At 52.7% G+C, this 18,202-nt stretch carries 15 protein-coding genes; 1 reads left to right on the top strand and 14 read right to left on the bottom strand.

From position 1 onward, the window contains the following. Positions 1 to 25 precede the first annotated feature (25 nt). The 9 genes from priA to NYE70_RS08140 all read right to left on the bottom strand — a co-directional run bounded on the left by priA (position 26) and on the right by NYE70_RS08140 (position 12,678). Positions 26 to 2,590: a primosomal protein N' gene (gene priA / locus NYE70_RS08100; RefSeq protein WP_341045616.1), complete on the bottom strand. Its 2,565-nt coding sequence runs from the start codon at positions 2,588 to 2,590 to the stop codon at positions 26 to 28. Further along, on the bottom strand, positions 2,587 to 3,807 hold the full coding sequence (gene coaBC / locus NYE70_RS08105; RefSeq protein ID WP_341045617.1) for a bifunctional phosphopantothenoylcysteine decarboxylase/phosphopantothenate--cysteine ligase CoaBC: 1,221 nt from the start codon (positions 3,805 to 3,807) through the stop codon (positions 2,587 to 2,589). Before coaBC ends, priA begins: the two co-directional genes overlap by 4 nt. A gap of 113 nt (positions 3,808 to 3,920) precedes the next feature. Continuing rightward, positions 3,921 to 4,142: a DNA-directed RNA polymerase subunit omega gene (rpoZ, locus tag NYE70_RS08110; RefSeq protein ID WP_211019678.1), complete on the bottom strand. Its 222-nt coding sequence runs from the start codon at positions 4,140 to 4,142 to the stop codon at positions 3,921 to 3,923. Positions 4,143 to 4,166: 24 nt separating this feature from the next. Continuing rightward, positions 4,167 to 4,766, bottom strand: a complete 600-nt coding sequence (gene gmk / locus NYE70_RS08115; protein ID WP_341047546.1) for a guanylate kinase — start codon at positions 4,764 to 4,766, stop codon at positions 4,167 to 4,169. 13 nt (positions 4,767 to 4,779) lie between these two features. Beyond that, positions 4,780 to 5,040, bottom strand: coding sequence for an extracellular matrix/biofilm regulator RemA (gene remA, locus NYE70_RS08120; RefSeq protein ID WP_005548256.1), 261 nt, complete (start codon positions 5,038 to 5,040; stop codon positions 4,780 to 4,782). 51 nt (positions 5,041 to 5,091) lie between these two features. Continuing rightward, entirely contained in the window at positions 5,092 to 5,979 is an 888-nt protein-coding gene (locus tag NYE70_RS08125) for a YicC/YloC family endoribonuclease (RefSeq protein ID WP_341045619.1), read from the bottom strand. A gap of 35 nt (positions 5,980 to 6,014) precedes the next feature. Then, positions 6,015 to 7,931, bottom strand: coding sequence for a bifunctional homocysteine S-methyltransferase/methylenetetrahydrofolate reductase (locus NYE70_RS08130; RefSeq protein ID WP_341045620.1), 1,917 nt, complete (start codon positions 7,929 to 7,931; stop codon positions 6,015 to 6,017). A 998-nt stretch (positions 7,932 to 8,929) separates the two neighbouring features. Then, positions 8,930 to 9,766, bottom strand: a complete 837-nt coding sequence (gene dapF, locus NYE70_RS08135) for a diaminopimelate epimerase (protein WP_341047548.1) — start codon at positions 9,764 to 9,766, stop codon at positions 8,930 to 8,932. A gap of 113 nt (positions 9,767 to 9,879) precedes the next feature. Continuing rightward, positions 9,880 to 12,678: a calcium-translocating P-type ATPase, SERCA-type gene (locus NYE70_RS08140; RefSeq protein ID WP_341045621.1), complete on the bottom strand. Its 2,799-nt coding sequence runs from the start codon at positions 12,676 to 12,678 to the stop codon at positions 9,880 to 9,882. Positions 12,679 to 13,044: 366 nt separating this feature from the next. Between NYE70_RS08140 and NYE70_RS08145 the strand changes: the two genes are divergently transcribed. Next, positions 13,045 to 14,823 (top strand): Rqc2 family fibronectin-binding protein, encoded by a 1,779-nt coding sequence (locus NYE70_RS08145; RefSeq protein WP_341045622.1) that lies wholly within the window; start codon positions 13,045 to 13,047, stop codon positions 14,821 to 14,823. 56 nt (positions 14,824 to 14,879) lie between these two features. Here the strand turns inward: NYE70_RS08145 and NYE70_RS08150 are convergent, their stop codons facing one another. From NYE70_RS08150 to NYE70_RS08170, 5 genes are all read right to left on the bottom strand, one after another. Beyond that, entirely contained in the window at positions 14,880 to 15,749 is an 870-nt protein-coding gene (locus NYE70_RS08150; RefSeq protein ID WP_213653941.1) for a PHP domain-containing protein, read from the bottom strand. 18 nt (positions 15,750 to 15,767) lie between these two features. Next, a complete protein-coding gene (locus tag NYE70_RS08155) occupies positions 15,768 to 16,673 on the bottom strand; it encodes a selenium metabolism-associated LysR family transcriptional regulator (RefSeq protein WP_341047549.1) in 906 nt (301 codons plus the stop codon). Between the two features lie 88 nt (positions 16,674 to 16,761). Continuing rightward, positions 16,762 to 17,199 (bottom strand): hypothetical protein, encoded by a 438-nt coding sequence (locus NYE70_RS08160; protein ID WP_290406105.1) that lies wholly within the window; start codon positions 17,197 to 17,199, stop codon positions 16,762 to 16,764. A gap of 242 nt (positions 17,200 to 17,441) precedes the next feature. Continuing rightward, positions 17,442 to 17,705 (bottom strand): YlbG family protein, encoded by a 264-nt coding sequence (locus NYE70_RS08165; protein WP_211019687.1) that lies wholly within the window; start codon positions 17,703 to 17,705, stop codon positions 17,442 to 17,444. Between the two features lie 43 nt (positions 17,706 to 17,748). After that, positions 17,749 to 18,189, bottom strand: a complete 441-nt coding sequence (locus NYE70_RS08170) for a YlbF family regulator (RefSeq protein WP_211019688.1) — start codon at positions 18,187 to 18,189, stop codon at positions 17,749 to 17,751. Between the last annotated feature and the right edge of the window lie 13 nt (positions 18,190 to 18,202).

Raw genomic sequence — 18,202 nt, forward strand, 5'->3', positions numbered from 1 at the left:
CAGATGGTCGGTCAAAAACGACCGCCTACATCAACATTTGAGGGTCTACATCGATGCTGATTTGCAGCGATGCGTCGCGCAGATTAGCCAGCGTGTCCGCCGCCGTTTCCCTAACTAGCCGGACAGCGTCGAGCGGACCGCGGTACTTTACCATACACTGGAACCGATAGCGGTTCTTGATGCGCGGAATCGGTGAAGCAACGGGTCCCAGGATGTCGAGCGCCTCCGCCGCAAAGCGGTCCAGGTTGCCGTACCAGCCGAGCCGCTGGGCCTTGCCCCGCAGATCTCCGGCAAAATTCTCCGCCATCCGCAGCAGCAGCGGCAGCTTTTCATGCGACAGCGTCACCAGAATCAATCGGCTGTACGGCGGATAATGCAGCGCTCTGCGATGATTGAGCTCCTCCCGGACGAACGATCCGTAATCATGCCTGCTGGCATGAATGACGGAATAGTGATCCGGCATGTAGGTTTGGATAAACACTTCGCCGGGAAGTTGATGTCGACCGGCGCGTCCGGCTACCTGAGTAAGCAGTTGGAACGTTTTCTCCGCAGAACGGAAATCCGGAAAGTTCAGCGCCGTATCCGCCGCGATTACGCCAACCAACGTCACGTCGGGGAAATCCAACCCTTTCGCAACCATCTGGGTACCGAGCAGGACGTCGCCCTTTTTTTCCCGGAAGGTTTGCAGTAATTTCTCGTGAGAGCCTTTCTCCGTTGTCGTGTCCACATCCATCCGTATGACCCGGATTCCCGGAAACAACTTCGCAAGCTCTCCCTCAACCCGCTGCGTCCCGGTTCCGAAATACCGGATATGCTCGCTGCTGCATTCGGGACAGATCGATGGTGCCGGAGCGGCGTAACCGCAATAATGGCAGCGCAGATTGTTTGATTTTTGGTGATAGGTCAGCGAAATATCGCATTCCGGACAGCCGGCCACATAGCCGCAAGTCCGGCACATGACAAAGGTGGAATGTCCCCTGCGGTTCAAAAGCAGAACGGTCTGCTCACCCCGTTCCAGCCGAGCTGCGATTCCCTCATGCAGCGCCCGGCTGAACATCGAGCGGTTGCCATCCCGCAGTTCCTCCCGCATATCCACGATATTTACCCCGGGCAAATGGCTGCCGGAAGGACGCTGCTTCATCTCCAGCAACAGCGGAGCAAAGTTGTCGTCCGCCTGCGAACGCGCCGCATGATAGCTCTCCAGCGACGGTGTCGCCGAGCCGAGAATGACTGCAGCGTTATGTTGATGTGCCCGGTATACCGCCACATCCCGCGCATGGTATTTCGGTGTTTCCTCCTGCTTATAGGAAGTCTCGTGCTCTTCATCCATCACGATCAAGCCCAAATCCGCAAACGGAGCAAACACCGCGGACCGGGCACCGATTGCGACCTGAACCCGGCCTTCGCGGATTTTGCGCCATTCATCATAACGCTCCCCAGTTGATAGACGGCTATGCATAACAGCCACCTTGCCGCCAAAGCGTCCTTTAAAACGCTCGACCATCTGTGGTGTCAGCGAAATTTCCGGCACCAGCACAATAGCTTGGCGCCCCAATGAGATGCAGCGTTCGATCGTCTGCAAGTAGACCTCCGTCTTCCCGCTGCCGGTCACGCCATGCAGCAGAAACACGCCATAGCTTCGCTCATCCAAAGTTTCGGTTACCTTGCCGTACACGACCTCCTGCTCAGCCGTCCGCTCCAGCGGCTCGGAACCCTTGAAATGACGATTCCGGTAAGGATCTCGGAACACTTCGACGTCCTCGATGACCGCAAAACCCTTTTCAGCCAGCTTGGCTACCGTCCCCGCGGTTACCCGCAACGTTGACAACACTTCCTGCAAGGATAACGGAACACCGACCTCGAGCAGGAATTGCAAAACCTCTTTTTGACGCCGGGCCTGTCCGCTAAAGGAAGCCAACGCTTTCTCCGCTTCTTCGCCGCTCACTGCGGCAGACACCGTCTTTACCGTCTTTTTGCGGACCTTGTCCTTGATCATCTGCGTTTCCGCCAGAATTCCGCGTCGGATAAGTCCCTTAAGATCACCGGCCCGGTCTGCAAAACGGGCGCTCAAATGATCCATCGTCACCTGTCCTGCTGCTTTGACATAGGCGACGATCTCCTCTTCTTCTCCCGTAAGCAGCTCAGGAACAGCGAACAAACCGTCCGAATAGGCATTTCCAGCCGATGTATCAGCCTCCGACAAAGCGTCTTGTCCGCCTTCATCTTCAGCCACGGAAATATATCTTTCCGCCTTGCCTTTAAGCGCGGCGGGGATCATCACCTGCAGTGCCGAGATCATGCTGCAGGCATATTTCCGGCTCATCCACTCTGCCATTTTAACGAGGTCCGGCGGTAGTGGAGGCATTAAATCCAGCAGTTCCTGGATCGGCTTCATCCGAGCCGGGTCCATGTCCGACTCCCGGTGCAGCGACAGAACAAATCCCTGAACCGTCCTCCGTCCAAACGGAACGCCGACCCGGCTTCCTACTTCAATCCAACCCTTCAGCTCATCCGGGATTAAATAGTCAAAAGGCCGATCGGTCTCCCGGCTCGGCACATCGACTATGACCTTGGCAACCTTGTACGTCATTGAATCACTCCCGGTAAACGTGCCGCTGCTATCTCCATGATCCGCATCCCCAGCTCATCCTTGGATAAAAGCGGCAGCGATTTCACCAAACCGGACTTGTCGTAAATATTCACCAGATTCGTGTCAGTACCAAAGCCGGCGCCTTCCCGGGTCACGTCGTTTGCAACGAGGAGATCGCAATTTTTCCGCTTAAGCTTATCCATGGCATACTTCTCCAGGTCATTTGTTTCGGCCGCAAAGCCGATTAGCAACTGCTTCGTCTTTTGTTTGCCCAGCGACTCCAAAATATCGATATTTTTCACCAACTCCAAAGTCATCGTATCTCCGGATTTTTTGATTTTACGGTCGGACACTTCCTTGGGCCGGTAATCCGCTACGGCAGCAGCTTTTACCAAGATATCGGTATCGTTCCATTCCGCCAATGCCGCTTCATACATCTCCTGTGCGGATTCCAGACGAACGACCCGGACTCCAGCCGGCATAGGCAAATGTGTGTTTGCTGCAAGCAAAGTGACGTTTGCCCCTAATGCATGCGCCGCTTTCGCTACCGCAAAGCCCATTTTACCCGATGAGTCATTGCTAATATAGCGGACCGGATCGATCCGTTCGACGGTTCCTCCTGCGGTCACTACCACTTTTTTGCCTGATAAAGGCAGTGTATTCCGCTGTTCCTGACGTTCAAAATAAGAACGCACCACAGCCACGATGCTCTCGGGTTCTTCCATCCGCCCTTTACCGGTGTACCCGCAAGCCAGCAGCCCTTCCCCCGGCTCCACCATCATAACGCCGCGAGCGGCGAGCTCGGCAAGGTTCCGGGTTACCGCCGGATGCACATACATGTGCACATTCATCGCGGGCGCCAGCATAATTGGCGCCTGGGTAGCAAGCAGCGTCGTCGAGAGCATATCATCGGCGATGCCCGCCGCCATTTTCCCGATGATGTTGGCCGTCGCCGGTGCGATCAATACCAGATCGGCCCAGTCGGCCAAATCGATATGGGCGATAGCCATCGGATTCTTTTCATCAAAAGTATCGGTGTACACCGGATTTTTAGACAAGGCCTGCAAGGTCAGCTCCGTAATAAACTTCGTGGCCGATTCCGTCATAATAACGCGGACCTCCGCCCCTTGCTGTACGAGCTTGCTGCACAACGAAGCCGCTTTAAAGGCGGCAATGCCTCCGGTTACGCCAAGCAGAATTTTTTTTCCGTTCATCAATGCCGTTCCCCTCGCTTTCTCCCAAAACCTTAACGACAGAAAAAAATAACAACCTCGCGGTTGTCCTAAAGAGGTTGTTATTCTAATTCCTCGACCCACGAGGTCATATGAAACTATTTGTTTTCGTCAGGCTCAACCTGGCTGCCTTGTCTAAGCTGCACGTAGTCACCATAAATTTCTTCTAAAGCCACGCCGACCTGCTTATGGGATCTAGGCTGTTTTAATTCGCTCTTCTCGCCTTCTCTCAGTTGTCTTGCTCTGCGGGAAGCCGCTACAACCAGGGAGTATTTACTGCCGACCTTGCCCAGCATTTTATCAATCGATGGATACAGCATTAAGAAACACCTCTTCTATTAGACTCATTTGCCAATCTGTAATTCTTTAGCCTTGTTCTTGACCTTACAATGTTCGGCCACGATAATCGATTCTATTCTTTGGCATGCCAGTTCGATTTCGTCATTCACGACCGCGTAATCGTAATTCTCAAGCAGACCGATCTCATGGGCTGCCACAGACATCCGGTGATCGATCGTTGCCTGATTTTCGGTTCCCCGGCCTTGAATCCGGCCTTTCAGTTCATCCAGCGACGGCGGCAACAGAAAAACAAAAACGCCTTCGGGAAATTTTTCTTTTACCTTAAGCGCCCCTTGAACCTCGATCTCCAGAATGATGTCCTTACCGCTCTCGATCGTCTGTTCTACGAAATCCCTTGGTGTCCCGTAATAGTTTCCAACATACTCCGCATGTTCCAGCAATTGATCCTTTTCGATCATTTCCAAGAACTGTTCGCGGGATTTAAAAAAATAATTCACTCCATGCTCTTCACCGAGCCTAGGACCCCGTGTAGTCGCCGAAACGGAATAGACGAGTCCGGGCAAACGACGCCGCAACTCGTTACATACCGTACCTTTTCCTACACCCGAAGGTCCTGATAATACAATGAGTAACCCTTTAGCCATATTTCTCTCCATTTTATTCGTCGTTGTCGTCATCTTTAGTGGAAAGGCGATGGGCGACCGTTTCCGGCTGTACCGCCGACAGGATGACATGATCGCTGTCCGTAATGATCACCGCACGGGTGCGGCGGCCGTATGTAGCGTCGATCAGCATATGCCGGTCCCTTGCCTCCTGAATAATCCGTTTGATGGGAGCGGATTCCGGGCTCACGATAGAAATGATCCGATTGGCCGATACGATATTACCAAAGCCGATGTTAATAAGTTTAATAGCCATGTTAAGGTAGTTCCCCCTATTTTACTTGACTCACCAGTGTCAAATGTGACGCTATTCGAGATTCGCCGCCTGCTCGCGAATTTTCTCCAGCTCCGCTTTCATTTCCACGACACGGTTGACCAGAGCCAAATGATTGGCTTTCGATCCAATCGTATTCGTTTCCCGGTTCATTTCCTGTATCAAAAAATCAAGCTTGCGTCCCACCGGCTCGGAAGCTTGCAGCAGCGTCCGGCATTGTACGAAGTGGCTTCCCAGCCGGGTCAGCTCTTCGTCGATATTCGAACGATCTGCAAACACCGCAACCTCCATAGCGAATCGGTGTTCGTCAAAAGCTCCCTCGAGCAGTTCGGATAGACGTGACTTAAGGCGGCTCCGATAGTCGCTTACCACCTGAGGAGCCATAGCGATAAGCTCCACATGAATCTGCTCCAGCCTGACTAAGCGCTGCTCCAGATCGGCGGCCAAATGAAGGCCTTCCTTTCTGCGCATCTCCAGCAGTCCGGCCAAGGCTTCTTCCAGTCCGTCGACGAGTACGCTCTCCCAGGCCTCGCCCGCGGTATCCCCATCAAGTGCATGATCCGGCGATACCAAAACATCGGGAAGAGACAGCAGATCCTTGGCATTCAGCGAACTTTCCAATCCGTATTTCACCTTCAGATCTTCAGCTGCCCGTAAATAAGACTCCACCACGCCGGAATTCAGAACAAAAGGCAGGGAACTGTCGTCATCCTGCTCTTTGCTGATATATACATCAACCCGTCCCCGTTTTAAGTCACGCTGAACCAATCGCCGTAATCCGTCTTCATAACATGTCCATTCCCGCGGCATGCGCAGGACGACTTCGGAATAGCGGTGATTGACGGATTTTATTTCAAATTGAATGATATATCCGCCGAAGATTCTGGCGGAACTACCGTATCCTGTCATACTGTGAGACAAAGGCATCACATCCGTTACCCTATTGTAATTGATAATTATGAACGAGACAAGTGGCCCGACATCTGTTTCGATTTCTCGTAAACATAATTCGTTAAAGCGACATTCATTTCATAGAACATAAATGGTGTCATCAAATAAATCCCGTTAAAATGCTCCATCGCGGTATCGAGCAATTCCTTGGCAATCTCCACGCCCATAGCTCGCCCTTCCGGACCCTGTAATCCTTCCATCCGCTTGCGTACCTCGTCGGAAAGCTGAATGCCGGGCACCTCATTATGAAGATATTCCGCATTTTTGCCGCTCGCCAGAGGCATGATGCCGATAAAAATCGGAATATCCAAATGAGCCGTCGCTTGTTTGATCGCCACGATAAGCTCGGGATCATACACAGGCTGAGTCATAATATAGTCGGCGCCGGAGGCGATTTTCTTCTCCAGTCGTTCCACCGCTTTATGCAGATGCTTCACGTTCGGATTGAACGCCGCGCCCACGACGAACTTCGCCTTTTGCTTGAGCGGCTTGCCCGAGAAGGCCACGCCCTCGTTCAACTGTTTGATCATACGGATGATCTCAAAGGATGTCGTGTCATACACCGAGCTAGCGCCCGGCAAATCTCCGAACCGTGCCGGATCCCCCGTTACCGCAAGAACATGATCGATGCCAAGTGCATCAAACCCCATCATATGCGATTGGGTCCCGATGAGGTTGCGGTCGCGGCAGGCGATATGAATGAGCGGACGCAGACCCAGCTGGAGCTGAACCAAATGGCCGAGCGCCATATTGCTCATCCGTGTAACGGCAAGCGAATTGTCCGCCAGCGTCAGCGCGTCCACGCCGGCTTCTTTAAGCGCGGCGGCCCCTTCCATGAATTTGCCGATATCCAGGTCCCGCGGAGGATCCAGCTCCACGATTACCGTATGACGCTCTTTGACGAGCTCCGTAATAGGGGGATTGGAATTTAGCCCCTGATGGAAAGTCGTATCTGCTGCGTTGCCGGAGGCGGAACTTGAACCGGAATTGGAGCCAGATAGAACAACCGATTCCCTTGGTTTCGGCAAAGGCTTGCCTTCCTGGAGCGGCTTCGCCCGGTAGCCTTGCAATGCTTGCGCCGTAGCCGCAATATGCTCCGGCGTCGTTCCGCAGCAGCCCCCGATCAGTCGGGCGCCCAGATCAGCGAAAGAGCGTGCGCTTTCCCCGAAATATTCAGGAGTAGCTCCATATATATATTCTCCATCCACATAATCCGCCAAACCCGCATTAGGGAAGACGGAGAGCGGAACATTCAGCGGACCGTCCAGTCCGGACATTACGCTCATAATGCCCTTCGGGCCGGAATGGCAATTGAAACCAAGCACATCGGCGCCTTCATTTTGCAAAATAGCGAACGCGTCGGAGATCTCATAACCGTCCAGCGTACGTCCGACCTGATCGACGGCGAATTGGCAGATGGTCGGAATATCGGACAGTTGCCGGGCCCGTCCCAGCGCCAGCCGCATTTCGCTCAAATCATAGAACGTTTCAAACAGGAGCGCATCCACACCCTCAGCCAATAAGGCTGCAATCTGTTGCTCGTAATACTGGTTCAATTCCTGATCGGTCACACTTACGCGTCTTCCGCCGCGGATCGAACCGACCGCACCAGCCACGTAAGCGTCCTCACCCGCAGCTTGTCTGGCGATGCGGACAGCGGCTCGATTGATCTCTTCCACTTGTGCTTCCAATCCGAATTTGGACAACTTATAATAATTGGCGGAAAAACTGTTCGTTTCTATCAATTCTGCCCCGGCATCTATATATTGCCGATGTACGTCGCCAATCACCTCAGGTTGCAGCAAATTCAGTTCTTCGTAAGCGATCCCTACAGGAAAACCGAATTTGTACATATATGTGCCCATCGCTCCGTCTCCAACCAGCACCCCGTCTTCCCATCTCTTTCGCAAATCAAGTCTCATTGTCCGTACCTCCAGAGGCTTATAATAATATTTAAAAGAGCCATGTAAGCCCATTCTGTTCATAATTTCATTCTAATGTATCATAAATCAACCTGAATGATAAGAATTGATCACAAATTCGGCTTACTTCACGTTCGGCGTGTGGCGGGGCTGCTGTTGGTTAATTTTTGATTCGGTTGTTTTCTCATAGCCCGCATAATCCCTCGATTTTACTTTCTATAGGTACTAACGGACATGGAGGACGTTAATCCCCCGAATTTGCACGCTCTCCCGAGCTAATGGACATGGGAGATGTTAATCCCTCCAATTCGTACACTTTCTAACTGACATGAGGACGCCAAAGCCACCAATTCGAACACTTTTCAGCTGACATGAGGTCGCCAAACTTACCAATTCAAACGTTCTCCAGCTGACAAGAAGTCGCCAGATCCACCAATTTCTCCACTTTTCAGTGCTAACGGACATAGAGGACCTTAAATCCCCCAGTTTGCGCATTTTCCCGATCTAACGGACACAGCGGACCTTAAATCTAGTGAACAGGCTGTAATTTGAGGATTTAGCCCCGATTAACGGCTCTCATGTCCGTTAGATTTGAAAAACAGCGTGTAAGGTCAGTTTAAAGGCTCCTATGTCCGTTAGAGTTCATTCGTCAGTCATTGGTCATCATAAATCTGTAGTCAGGATCCAGCAGCTATCAACTATCGCTCATCGATCATCGATTATCGATCATCGATCATTACTCATCACTTACCAGTCATTGGTCATCATCAATCAGCAATCATCTGTCAGCATTTAGCAACTCTCAACTCTCGACCATCAATCACGACTCACGAATCATTACTCATCAATCTTTACTCACTACTCATCAGTCATTGGCCATCACCAGTCAGCAACCGCCAGTCACCAGCCATCATCTATAATCCATCAACCATCATCACTCAATCCATCAGCCACCATCAAAACAAAACCGGACAACCCCTCGGCTGCCCGGTTCTTACTTAAATATCAATACTTCCTTCAAATACCGCTTCCGCCGGCCCGGTCATATACACGTGATTGTCCTGCGCGTTCCATTCGATAAAGAGGTCCCCGCCCTTTAATCCGATCCAGGCGGCCCGGTCCGTTAGCCCGTTAAGCACCGATGAGACCAGGGTCGCGCACGCCCCGGTACCGCAGGCAAGCGTCGGCCCCGCGCCCCGTTCCCATACGCGCATCTCCACACGGTCCCTGGAGGTGACGGTAGCGAACTCTACATTGATTTTCCGCGGAAAATAAGGATGCACCTCCAGCTTCGGCCCCCAAGTATCAAGCTCAAAATTAGGAGCGTCCTCTACATAAATGATACAATGCGGATTTCCCATCGATACTGCTGTAAAGTCGAACTTCCGGCCGGCCGTTTCAATCGGCTGCGCCAGCACGGGGCTGCCCTCCAGCACCGTAGGAACCGATAGGCCGTCGAGAATGGGCTCACCCATATCGACCCGTACTTGCTGGACCGTTCCCTGTTCTACCTGAAGAACTACCTGCTGTACACCGGCTCCGAGCGTTTCGATCGTGATCCGTTCCTTATCCGTATACCCTTGGTCAAACACGTATTTGGACACGCAGCGGATCGCGTTCCCGCACTGCTCGGCTTCCGTGCCGTCCGAATTAATAATCCGCATCCTAAAATCAGCTTTGTCCGAAGGCAGAATAAACACCAATCCGTCCGCGCCGATTCCAAAATACCGGTTGCACCACTGTATCGCCAGCTCAGAAACATTCTCCGGCAGTTCTTGCTGCCCGTAAAAAACGAGAAAATCATTTCCAAGGCCATGCATTTTCGTAAATTCCATCATACCTTCCACCCCTTAAAAGGCTTTGCCCGCCTCATATCCTATCGGATCAACAGGCAAAGCTTGCTTATTGGGGTAAGTCTAACTTTCAGCGGGGCGGAATGGTATTGATTCTATGCACGAATATTTGTACTTTTCGCGGTGACCATCGGACGCGGCCCGTTGTATTTGCGGCGGCGTTTGCCGGACCATACGCTGCCCGCACCCATCAGGAAGGTCGGAATGCCGGCGGCTACCAGGGAAATCGCCCATTCGCGGGTGCCGAGCGGCACGGTCTTGAAGATCGGCTGCAACGCCTCAATATACATAACTCCGAGGAGCAGCAGGACGGATGACAGCACAGCCACGACGAGATAGCGATTTTGCAAAATATTACGGTGGAAAATCGAGCGGGAGCTCCGGCAGTCGAACACATGGATCAATTGCGCCATGACCAGCGTGGCGAAGGCGACCGATTGCGCCAATGCCAGTTGTGCCGGATCGTCCGGAGCAATCCTTAAAGTCACCCAGAACGCGCCCAGAGTACACAGCCCGATCAACAACCCGCGGCTGAGAATTTTCCAGCCGAGCCGTCTGGCAAATATATTCTCGTTAGCCCCTCTAGGCTTGTGCTCCATCAAATCCTTCTCGGGCTGATCCACCCCGAGCGCCATCGCAGGCAATCCGTCCGTGACGAGATTGACCCATAATATTTGAATCGGGAGAAGAGGCAGAGGCAAGCCCGCCAGCATGGCGAACAGCATCGTTAAGATCTCACCGACATTGGAGGCCAGCAAATAACGAATAAATTTTCGTATGTTCTCGTAAATATTTCTGCCCTCTTCAATCGCCGCCACAATCGAAGAGAAATTGTCATCGCTGAGAATAAGCGAGGAAGCTTCCTTGGATACGTCCGTTCCCGTGATGCCCATAGCGATGCCGATGTCCGCAGCCTTGATTGCCGGCGCGTCATTAACCCCATCGCCCGTCATCGCCACGACATGTCCTTTGCGTTGAAGCGATTTGACGATCCGGAGCTTATGCTCCGGGGAAACCCTGGAATAAACATAAGTTTGATCCACCTGGCGATCCAGTTCCTCGTCACTGAGTAAAGCCAGCTCCCTGCCCGACATGGATGCTCCTCCGCGAGGCAGGATGCCGAGATCGTTCGCAATCGCCTCTGCGGTCAGTCGGTGGTCGCCGGTAATCATCACTGTCTTGATGCCCGCCCGGCGGCAAACCGCAATCGCATCCCGCGCTTCGCGGCGAGGCGGATCGATCATCCCGGCCAGACCGACAAAGATGAGCTGCGATTCCACGCACTCCTCGTTATCCAAGTTCTCATGCGGTTTTACATCCCGATAGGCAAGCCCCAGAACGCGCAGCGCACCGCGCGCCATCTCTTCGTTTTCCGCTTGCACTCTGCCCCGCAGCGTCCCCGTAAACGGTACGACTTTGCCTTCCCATAAAATGTACGAACATTTATCGAGCAGCATATCGGGAGCGCCCTTTACAAGCGCCATTTTCCCGCCTTGGTGAGCAACGACGACCGACATCATTTTCCGCTGGGAATCAAACGGAAACTCCTGCTGACGCTGGTATGACGCGCTTAATGATTCCGGGGAAAGCCCCATTTTCGAAGACAGAACGACTAGTGCTCCTTCCGTAGGATCCCCCTTGAGCTTCCACTGGGTTACAGGACCTTCTTCCTTCGCCTTCCTACGTCCGCGTACATCCGGATCCGCTTCGAAAATGACCGCGTTCGAGCACAGAGCGCTGACTTGCAGGAGACGGCGGAGACTTTGATCCTTCTTCAGGTCGACAGGATGTGAATTTTCCATAATATGTCCGACGGGTTCATAGCCTTCCCCGGTGACTTCCATGGAACGGCCCTCTACCCAAACTCTAGTGACCGTCATTTTGTTCTGCGTCAGCGTACCCGTTTTATCCGAGCAAATGACGGAGGCGCAGCCCAGCGTTTCAACGGAAGGCAGCTTGCGGACGATCGCCTTGCGTTTGATCATTCGCTGTACACCCAAAGCCAGCGCGATCGTGACGATGGCGGGAAGCCCTTCCGGAATGGCCGCTACGGCCAAGCTTACACCTGCAAGGAACATCGCTCCGGCCGGTTGGCCGTGCATGATTCCGACAAGCACCACCATAATCGTCAGACCGAGAGCCAGGTAGATCAAAATTTTCCCGAGCTGCTCCAGCCTTCTTTGCAGTGGAGTCTCTTGGCTGTCGGTGCTTTGGATCAAATCGGCGATTTTGCCCATTTCGGTGTCCATGCCCGTACGGATAACAATGCCCCGTCCGCTGCCGCGCGTAATCATCGTGCCCATGAACCCGATGTTCTTCTGATCGCCCAGCGGAACTTCAGCTTCACTGAGCGTTCCCGCGTGCTTGCCAACCGGGTGCGACTCCCCTGTCAGCGCCGACTCTTCCACGTCAAGACTGTGCGTAACCAGCCAGCGGATATCCGCCGGAATCCGATCTCCACTCTCCAATGCCACGATATCGCCCGGTACCAGATCCCTCGCCGGGATATGCCTAACTGTCCCGTCCCGCAGCGCATTCGCATGCGGAGCGGACAATTCCTTAAGAGCGCGAAGGGAGCGCTCGGCCCGGAATTCCTGAATGAAGCCGAGTACGCCGTTCAAGACGATGATGGCTATAATAGTAACGGCGTCCAGGTATTCGCCAAGAATGCCGGAGATTAATGTGGCGCCCATCAAAACGAGCATCATAAAATCTTTAAACTGGTTCAAAAACAGCAGCCACGGGGAAATCCGCTGCCCCTCCGACAGCTCGTTCCATCCGTACTCCTCATGTCTTCGAGCCGCTTCTTCCTGGGTCAGGCCCTGTTCACGCTTGACGCCGAACCGCTCCAGAAGCTCTTCCCCACTCCACTGGTGCCAGTTTTTTTGTTCCATCCTCCCAATTCCCCTCCCGTATTTTGTGCGATATACAGCGCGAAGGCTTTTCCACCTAGGGTAAATGTATTCCGGCCAGTCCCAAATTATCACAGCGGGGCACTTAAGTTTTTGCCTGAAGTTATGTATCATAAGAGAGAGCATGAATCCTCTATAAGAGGTTGTTCAAAAAGTCATCTTTCCACGACGAAGCAGATCATGAAGCGGATTCGACGTCGAATCTTGAATTCAGCCGGGCCTTCCGTTGCTCACGTACCCCATGTACGCTCCGCTACTCATGCCCTAACTTCATCCAACCTTCTCGGTCCTGAAAACCTGACTTTTTGAACATGCACTATAAGAGAATAGACAGGAGATTATCACTTTATGGCACTTGATGGAATCGTAACACGCTCGATAGTTCATGAACTGCAAGCGGTCGTTGGCGGCCGCATCAATAAAATACATCAGCCTTCCCCTAACGACATCATCATCCAGCTGCGTTCCGCAGGCGGAACACGGCGGTTATTGTTGTCCGCGAATCCTACGTATCCGCGCGTTCAGCTGACGGAGCAATCTTTTCCGAATCCGATGGAAGCCCCCATGTTCTGTATGCTGCTTCGCAAGCATTGCGAAGGCGGGGTCATCGAGGCGATTACCCAGGTCGGGATGGAGCGGATCATTCATTTCGACGTGCGCCAGCGCGATGAACTGGGCGACGTTTCGCAGAAACGGCTTGTCGTGGAATTGATGGGCCGTCACAGCAATATCATCCTGCTTGATCCCGCAACCGGGACGCAGCTCGACGGTATTCATCATGTCACACCGGCCATCAGCGGCTATCGCGTCGTTATGCCGGGCTTCTCATACACGGAGCCGCCGCAGCAGCATAAGCTGGATCCGCTGAGCACGAACAAAGAGAACTTTCTCTCCGCCTGGAAAACAGCCAAGGAAGAAAATCAAGGTCCGGGCTGGCTGGTCGGCACATTCAGCGGCCTCAGTCCGCTGATTGCGGAAGAAGTCCATTTCCGCGCTTACGGCCATTTGGCCGGGCAGCAGCAGGATCAGAATGAAGAGCCAAGCCCGGATGAGAGTCCGGAGCAGCTCTGGGCCGCTTTTGAGGCATTGATGAAGGATGTCCGGGAGAACCGGTATTCCCCCGTTACCGGGGAGAATGCCAAAGGAAAGAGCGTATTTTCCGCCGTCCGGCTGACGCTAATTCGTGGAGAAGTACAGACCTATGACTCCATCAGCGAATGTATGGAAGATTATTTCGGAGAGAAAGCCCTTCGGGATACGGTCAAACAGAAGACCAGCGACCTGCTGCGTTTCCTGCAAAATGAACGGAATAAGAACATCAAGAAGATGTCCAATCTTGAGAAGGACCTGTCGGAAGCGGAAGACGCGGAGCGCTACCGGATTTGGGGCGAGCTCATGCTGCCCTCCTTGCACAGCATCTCCAAGGGAGACCGGAGCGTCGATCTGGTCAATTATTATGACGAGGATCAGAAGACGGAGACGATCCCGCTCGATCCGCTGCTCACCCCGTCGGAGAACGCTCAGCGTTATTTTAAAAAATACAACAAGTTTAAAAACAGCTTAGCCGTCATTGACGAGCAAATGGGAAAAACGCGCGAGGAAATCACCTATTTGGAAGGATTGCTTCAGCAGTTGGCCTATGCCACGCTAAGCGATGTCGATGAGATTCGGGAGGAACTGATCCAGCAAGGCTATTTGCGGGACAGAGCAAAGAAGGGCAAAAAGAAGAAAAAGAACGACCGTCCTACTCTGCACGTCTATACGTCTTCGGAAGGCATCGAAATCTGTGTCGGCAAAAACAATCTTCAAAACGAGTATGTGACCAATCGGTTGGCAGGTCCTAACGATACTTGGCTGCATACGAAGGATATTCCGGGATCCCATGTAGTGATCCGCAGCTCCGACTTCGGCGATCCTACCCTGAACGAAGCAGCCCAGCTCGCCGCGTATTTCAGCCAGGCCAAAGAGTCCAGCAGCGTACCGGTGGACTGCACTTTGATCCGCCATGTCCGCAAACCGAGCGGGGCCAAACCCGGCTTCGTTATTTACGATCATCAGCGCACTCTATTCGTGACGCCGGATGAGAAGCTGATCAAAAGTCTGCCCCATACCGTGAAAAACGGCTGAGATATCGAAAAAGCGCCCAATAAGGGCGCTTTTGTTCGTTTATCCGGCAGGAGCACTTATTTTATTCCCGCGGCTTCTTTCAAAAGCCCGACGCATTTATCCGAAACATGGCGGCTGCCGAGATCGCCGTGAAATACGACGCCCTGTCGGACACCATGGTAATCCGATCCTCCGGTCGGAATCAATCCGTAACGCTCGGCGAGCAGCAAATACCGTTCCACATCCTCCGGTCCGTGATCGGAATGATACACCTCCACGCCCGCTGGCCGTCCGCGCTCCAGGATCGCACTCACGAGATCATCATCCCCGTACAGTCCCGGATGAGCGAGCACAGGGACTCCGCCCGCATCGCGGATCCAATCCATCGCTTCTTCGGGCGCAATCCGGGGGAGCGAGGCATATCCCGGCTTGCCTTCGCCCAAGTAGCGGTCAAAAGCATCCCGCAGATCGGCAGCATACCCTTTGCGTACCAGCGCATCCGCAATATGCGGTCGGCCAAGGCTTTCATCCTCCCGTAGCGTCCGGTCGAGCCCGGCAACGACTTCGTCCAGCGTAATTTCAATCCCGAGATCTTGAAGCTTCCGGATAATCAATTCGTTCCTTGCGTCCCGCGTCGCTCGGAGCCCCTCCAATCTCTCCAGCAGCACCGAATTGTTGAAATTCAGGAAGTACCCGAGCACATGGATATCCTTACCGCCCGCCCTGGTACTGATCTCAACTCCGGGTACAACGATAACCCCTTGCTTCTCGCCCTCTTCCATAGCTTCCTGAAGCCCGGCCACCGTATCATGATCGGTAATGGCAAGGCCGGTCAAGCCCTTTTCCTTGGCGAGCCTAACGTTCTCGGCAGGGCTGTTCATCCCGTCGGATGCCCGGGTATGGGTATGTAGATCATATCGCTCGTTTTGATTATGTTCTCCATTCATGGAATCCGCGCCTCCTAATTAAAAAGATTTTTGATGAGCCTTCAAAAAGGTCAGAAACGTCACCGCCGAAACCGGCAATAGCGTGGATTTTAAATGAATCGAGTAAAATTTCCGTTTGAATTCCGCGTCCTCGATGTCAACCACCTTAAGCAAACCTAACGCCTGTTCGTGTTTAACCGATGACGGAGAGATGATCGTAATGCCGAGGCCGGCCTCAACCGCCGACTTTACGGCTCCGGTGCTGCCAAGCTCCATTACCGTTTCCAGCCGCTCCGGCTTGATTCCCTGGCGTTCCAGCTCCGCTTCCATCACTTGTCTCGTTCCCGACCCCTTCTCCCGGAGTACGAACGGATAAGCCACGACCTCATGAAGCTTGACCCGCTCTTTGCCGGACAAAGGATGCCCGGATGGAACAATTAGCTTCAACTCATCCTCCATCACCGGCTCGGAAACCATATCGGGGTGATGCACCGGGGCCTCGACCAGACCAAAGTTGAGCTGGTGACTGACGATATCTTCTATAATTTGCGTCGTATTCATTACTTTTAAGGCAATCGAGATATGGGGATGCTTTTTTCCAAACGGACCTAATAACCGGGGAAGCACATACTCCCCAATCGTCAGACTGGCTCCCAATTGAAGCCTGCCCTCCAGCATGGACGTAAAACGGGACATCGTTTTTTCGGTCTCCCGCATCAGCTCCATGCTTCGCCGTGCGAACGGAAACAGCGTCTGCCCCGCTTCCGTGAGTTCAATTTTCTTGGTGGATCTGACCAGCAGCTTGCTGCCGAAATAATCTTCCAGCGCCTGAATCTGCATCGTCACCGCGGGTTGTGTCATATGAAGCGCCTGTGCGGCTGTCGAAAAGCTTCCCCGCTCCGCGACCGTATAAAAAATATGAAGCTGGTGGTAATTTAACGCCATGGTTAGCCACTCCTTCTCTCTTAACAATATCATGACGGAAAGCGCAAAAAAAGCATGCTCCCCCGGGAACATGCCTTTGCATTAGATATTATCGCCTTTTGCGACTGTTCTTCATCAATGTCATGCGCCGCGAATGACGAAGCCAGGAATAGTAAGACTTCAGGTCCCGCAGTTCGATCGTTTCCGACATTCGGCCCAAAAACGTAACGATAATCATACGGTGCACCGGATTTCCATTGACGTCAAATTCACCCGGAATTTCTGAAAACTCCGCCACCATAACAAGATCGTCGTCCACAAGGTAGACGTCTTCTTCTTTTCGGTAATAAGGCTCGATTCTCCCTTGCTTCAAACAGTCCCATGCCCATCGGGCTATGTAATCCACACCGGCGCTGCTCCGGTCAATCCGGTCCTGATACCGCAGCCTGGCATGATGAGTTATGACGATATCAGCGACTCTCTTATCCCCTAGTAGAACATGAAACGCTTCATAGGTATTCCATCGCTCCGTAACCTTGTCTCTCATGCCAACACCTCGCATTCAAATAGGTCTTTATAACTAAGTATATTTACCTACTATACTACAACATTACCTTCAATTCGACAATAAAATTTCCCGCTGGCTAAGACTAAATTAAGAAAGACGCCTAACGGCGTCTTAGGGGGTCAAACTTCTATTTATAGTGCGCGGGGAAGGACGGATAATATTAAAAAAAGCGGCCGGTTGGCCGCTGAATCGATGTAAGGTGATGCAATTAGTTTAGAGACCTAGAGACCGTAATATTGGGTCTTGTCTTCCGTATCCTTGCTGTATTCCGTTTTGATTTCATTGCGGTAGGAACGTTCGATTTTACGAACATAAGGAAGCTTTCTCACATTCTTCATCGTCTCTTCCGCCCGCTCGGCGTTCACATACATCACAACATAATGCATTCGGCGGGATAAATAATGCACGCTCCCGTATTTGTCCAAATTTCTTGCGGCCTTCAAATCGCTGACCCAAATGATATAGCCTGTACGCTCCGGAAACATGTTTTTCCCCTCCACTGCTGATGATTCAATATCCTTCTTGCTTTTAACCGCAGCCACAGCTTCCGCCGCTGCCGCATCCCCCGCCTTTTGGATTCGGATCGTTGCTCGGCACTTTAATGCTCTCCGAAACGGCATAAGCGATCGTTTCCGACATTTGATGCAGGAGATCGTCCAATTCTTTCTCCGCAGCCTTGAACCGGCGCACGGCCTCGAATTGCTCCAACTCTATCTCGACCTCGGTCACCTTATCCTTGGCCTCATGATAGTTGGGATGAAAATGGCCGAAACGCTGAGTTTCCTCGAAAAGCTCCTTCTTCGACGCCAACTTCTTGACGAGGACCTGAACATCGGCATCCTCCTCCACCTGGCGCTTCCAATATAAATACTCGGAAACGGCGGCGGACTGATTTATCATATCGCCTAATTCATAGGCGTTTGTAAGCAGCTCGGCCATGTCGACCGTGTTGATCTCCGTTACGCTCATGAATCTTCAACTC

Origin of the sequence: Paenibacillus sp. FSL R5-0407 (assembly GCF_038009185.1) — a bacterium.
GTDB classification, from domain to species: Bacteria; Bacillota; Bacilli; order Paenibacillales; family Paenibacillaceae; genus Fontibacillus; species Fontibacillus vini.

Bases quoted from the DNA above. Each gene is read 5' to 3' on its own strand.
- priA (WP_341045616.1), bottom strand. From the start codon at position 2,590: ATGACGTACAAGGTTGCCAAGGTCATAGTCGATGTGCCGAGCCGGGAG.
- rpoZ (WP_211019678.1), bottom strand. From the start codon at position 4,142: ATGCTGTATCCATCGATTGATAAAATGCTGGGCAAGGTCGGCAGTAAA.
- gmk (WP_341047546.1), bottom strand. From the start codon at position 4,766: ATGGCTAAAGGGTTACTCATTGTATTATCAGGACCTTCGGGTGTAGGA.
- remA (WP_005548256.1), bottom strand. From the start codon at position 5,040: ATGGCTATTAAACTTATTAACATCGGCTTTGGTAATATCGTATCGGCC.
- NYE70_RS08130 (WP_341045620.1), bottom strand. From the start codon at position 7,931: ATGAGACTTGATTTGCGAAAGAGATGGGAAGACGGGGTGCTGGTTGGA.
- dapF (WP_341047548.1), bottom strand. From the start codon at position 9,766: ATGGAATTTACGAAAATGCATGGCCTTGGAAATGATTTTCTCGTTTTT.
- NYE70_RS08140 (WP_341045621.1), bottom strand. From the start codon at position 12,678: ATGGAACAAAAAAACTGGCACCAGTGGAGTGGGGAAGAGCTTCTGGAG.
- NYE70_RS08145 (WP_341045622.1), top strand. From the start codon at position 13,045: ATGGCACTTGATGGAATCGTAACACGCTCGATAGTTCATGAACTGCAA.
- NYE70_RS08150 (WP_213653941.1), bottom strand. From the start codon at position 15,749: ATGAATGGAGAACATAATCAAAACGAGCGATATGATCTACATACCCAT.
- NYE70_RS08155 (WP_341047549.1), bottom strand. From the start codon at position 16,673: ATGGCGTTAAATTACCACCAGCTTCATATTTTTTATACGGTCGCGGAG.
- NYE70_RS08160 (WP_290406105.1), bottom strand. From the start codon at position 17,199: ATGAGAGACAAGGTTACGGAGCGATGGAATACCTATGAAGCGTTTCAT.
- NYE70_RS08165 (WP_211019687.1), bottom strand. From the start codon at position 17,705: ATGTTTCCGGAGCGTACAGGCTATATCATTTGGGTCAGCGATTTGAAG.
- NYE70_RS08170 (WP_211019688.1), bottom strand. From the start codon at position 18,189: ATGAGCGTAACGGAGATCAACACGGTCGACATGGCCGAGCTGCTTACA.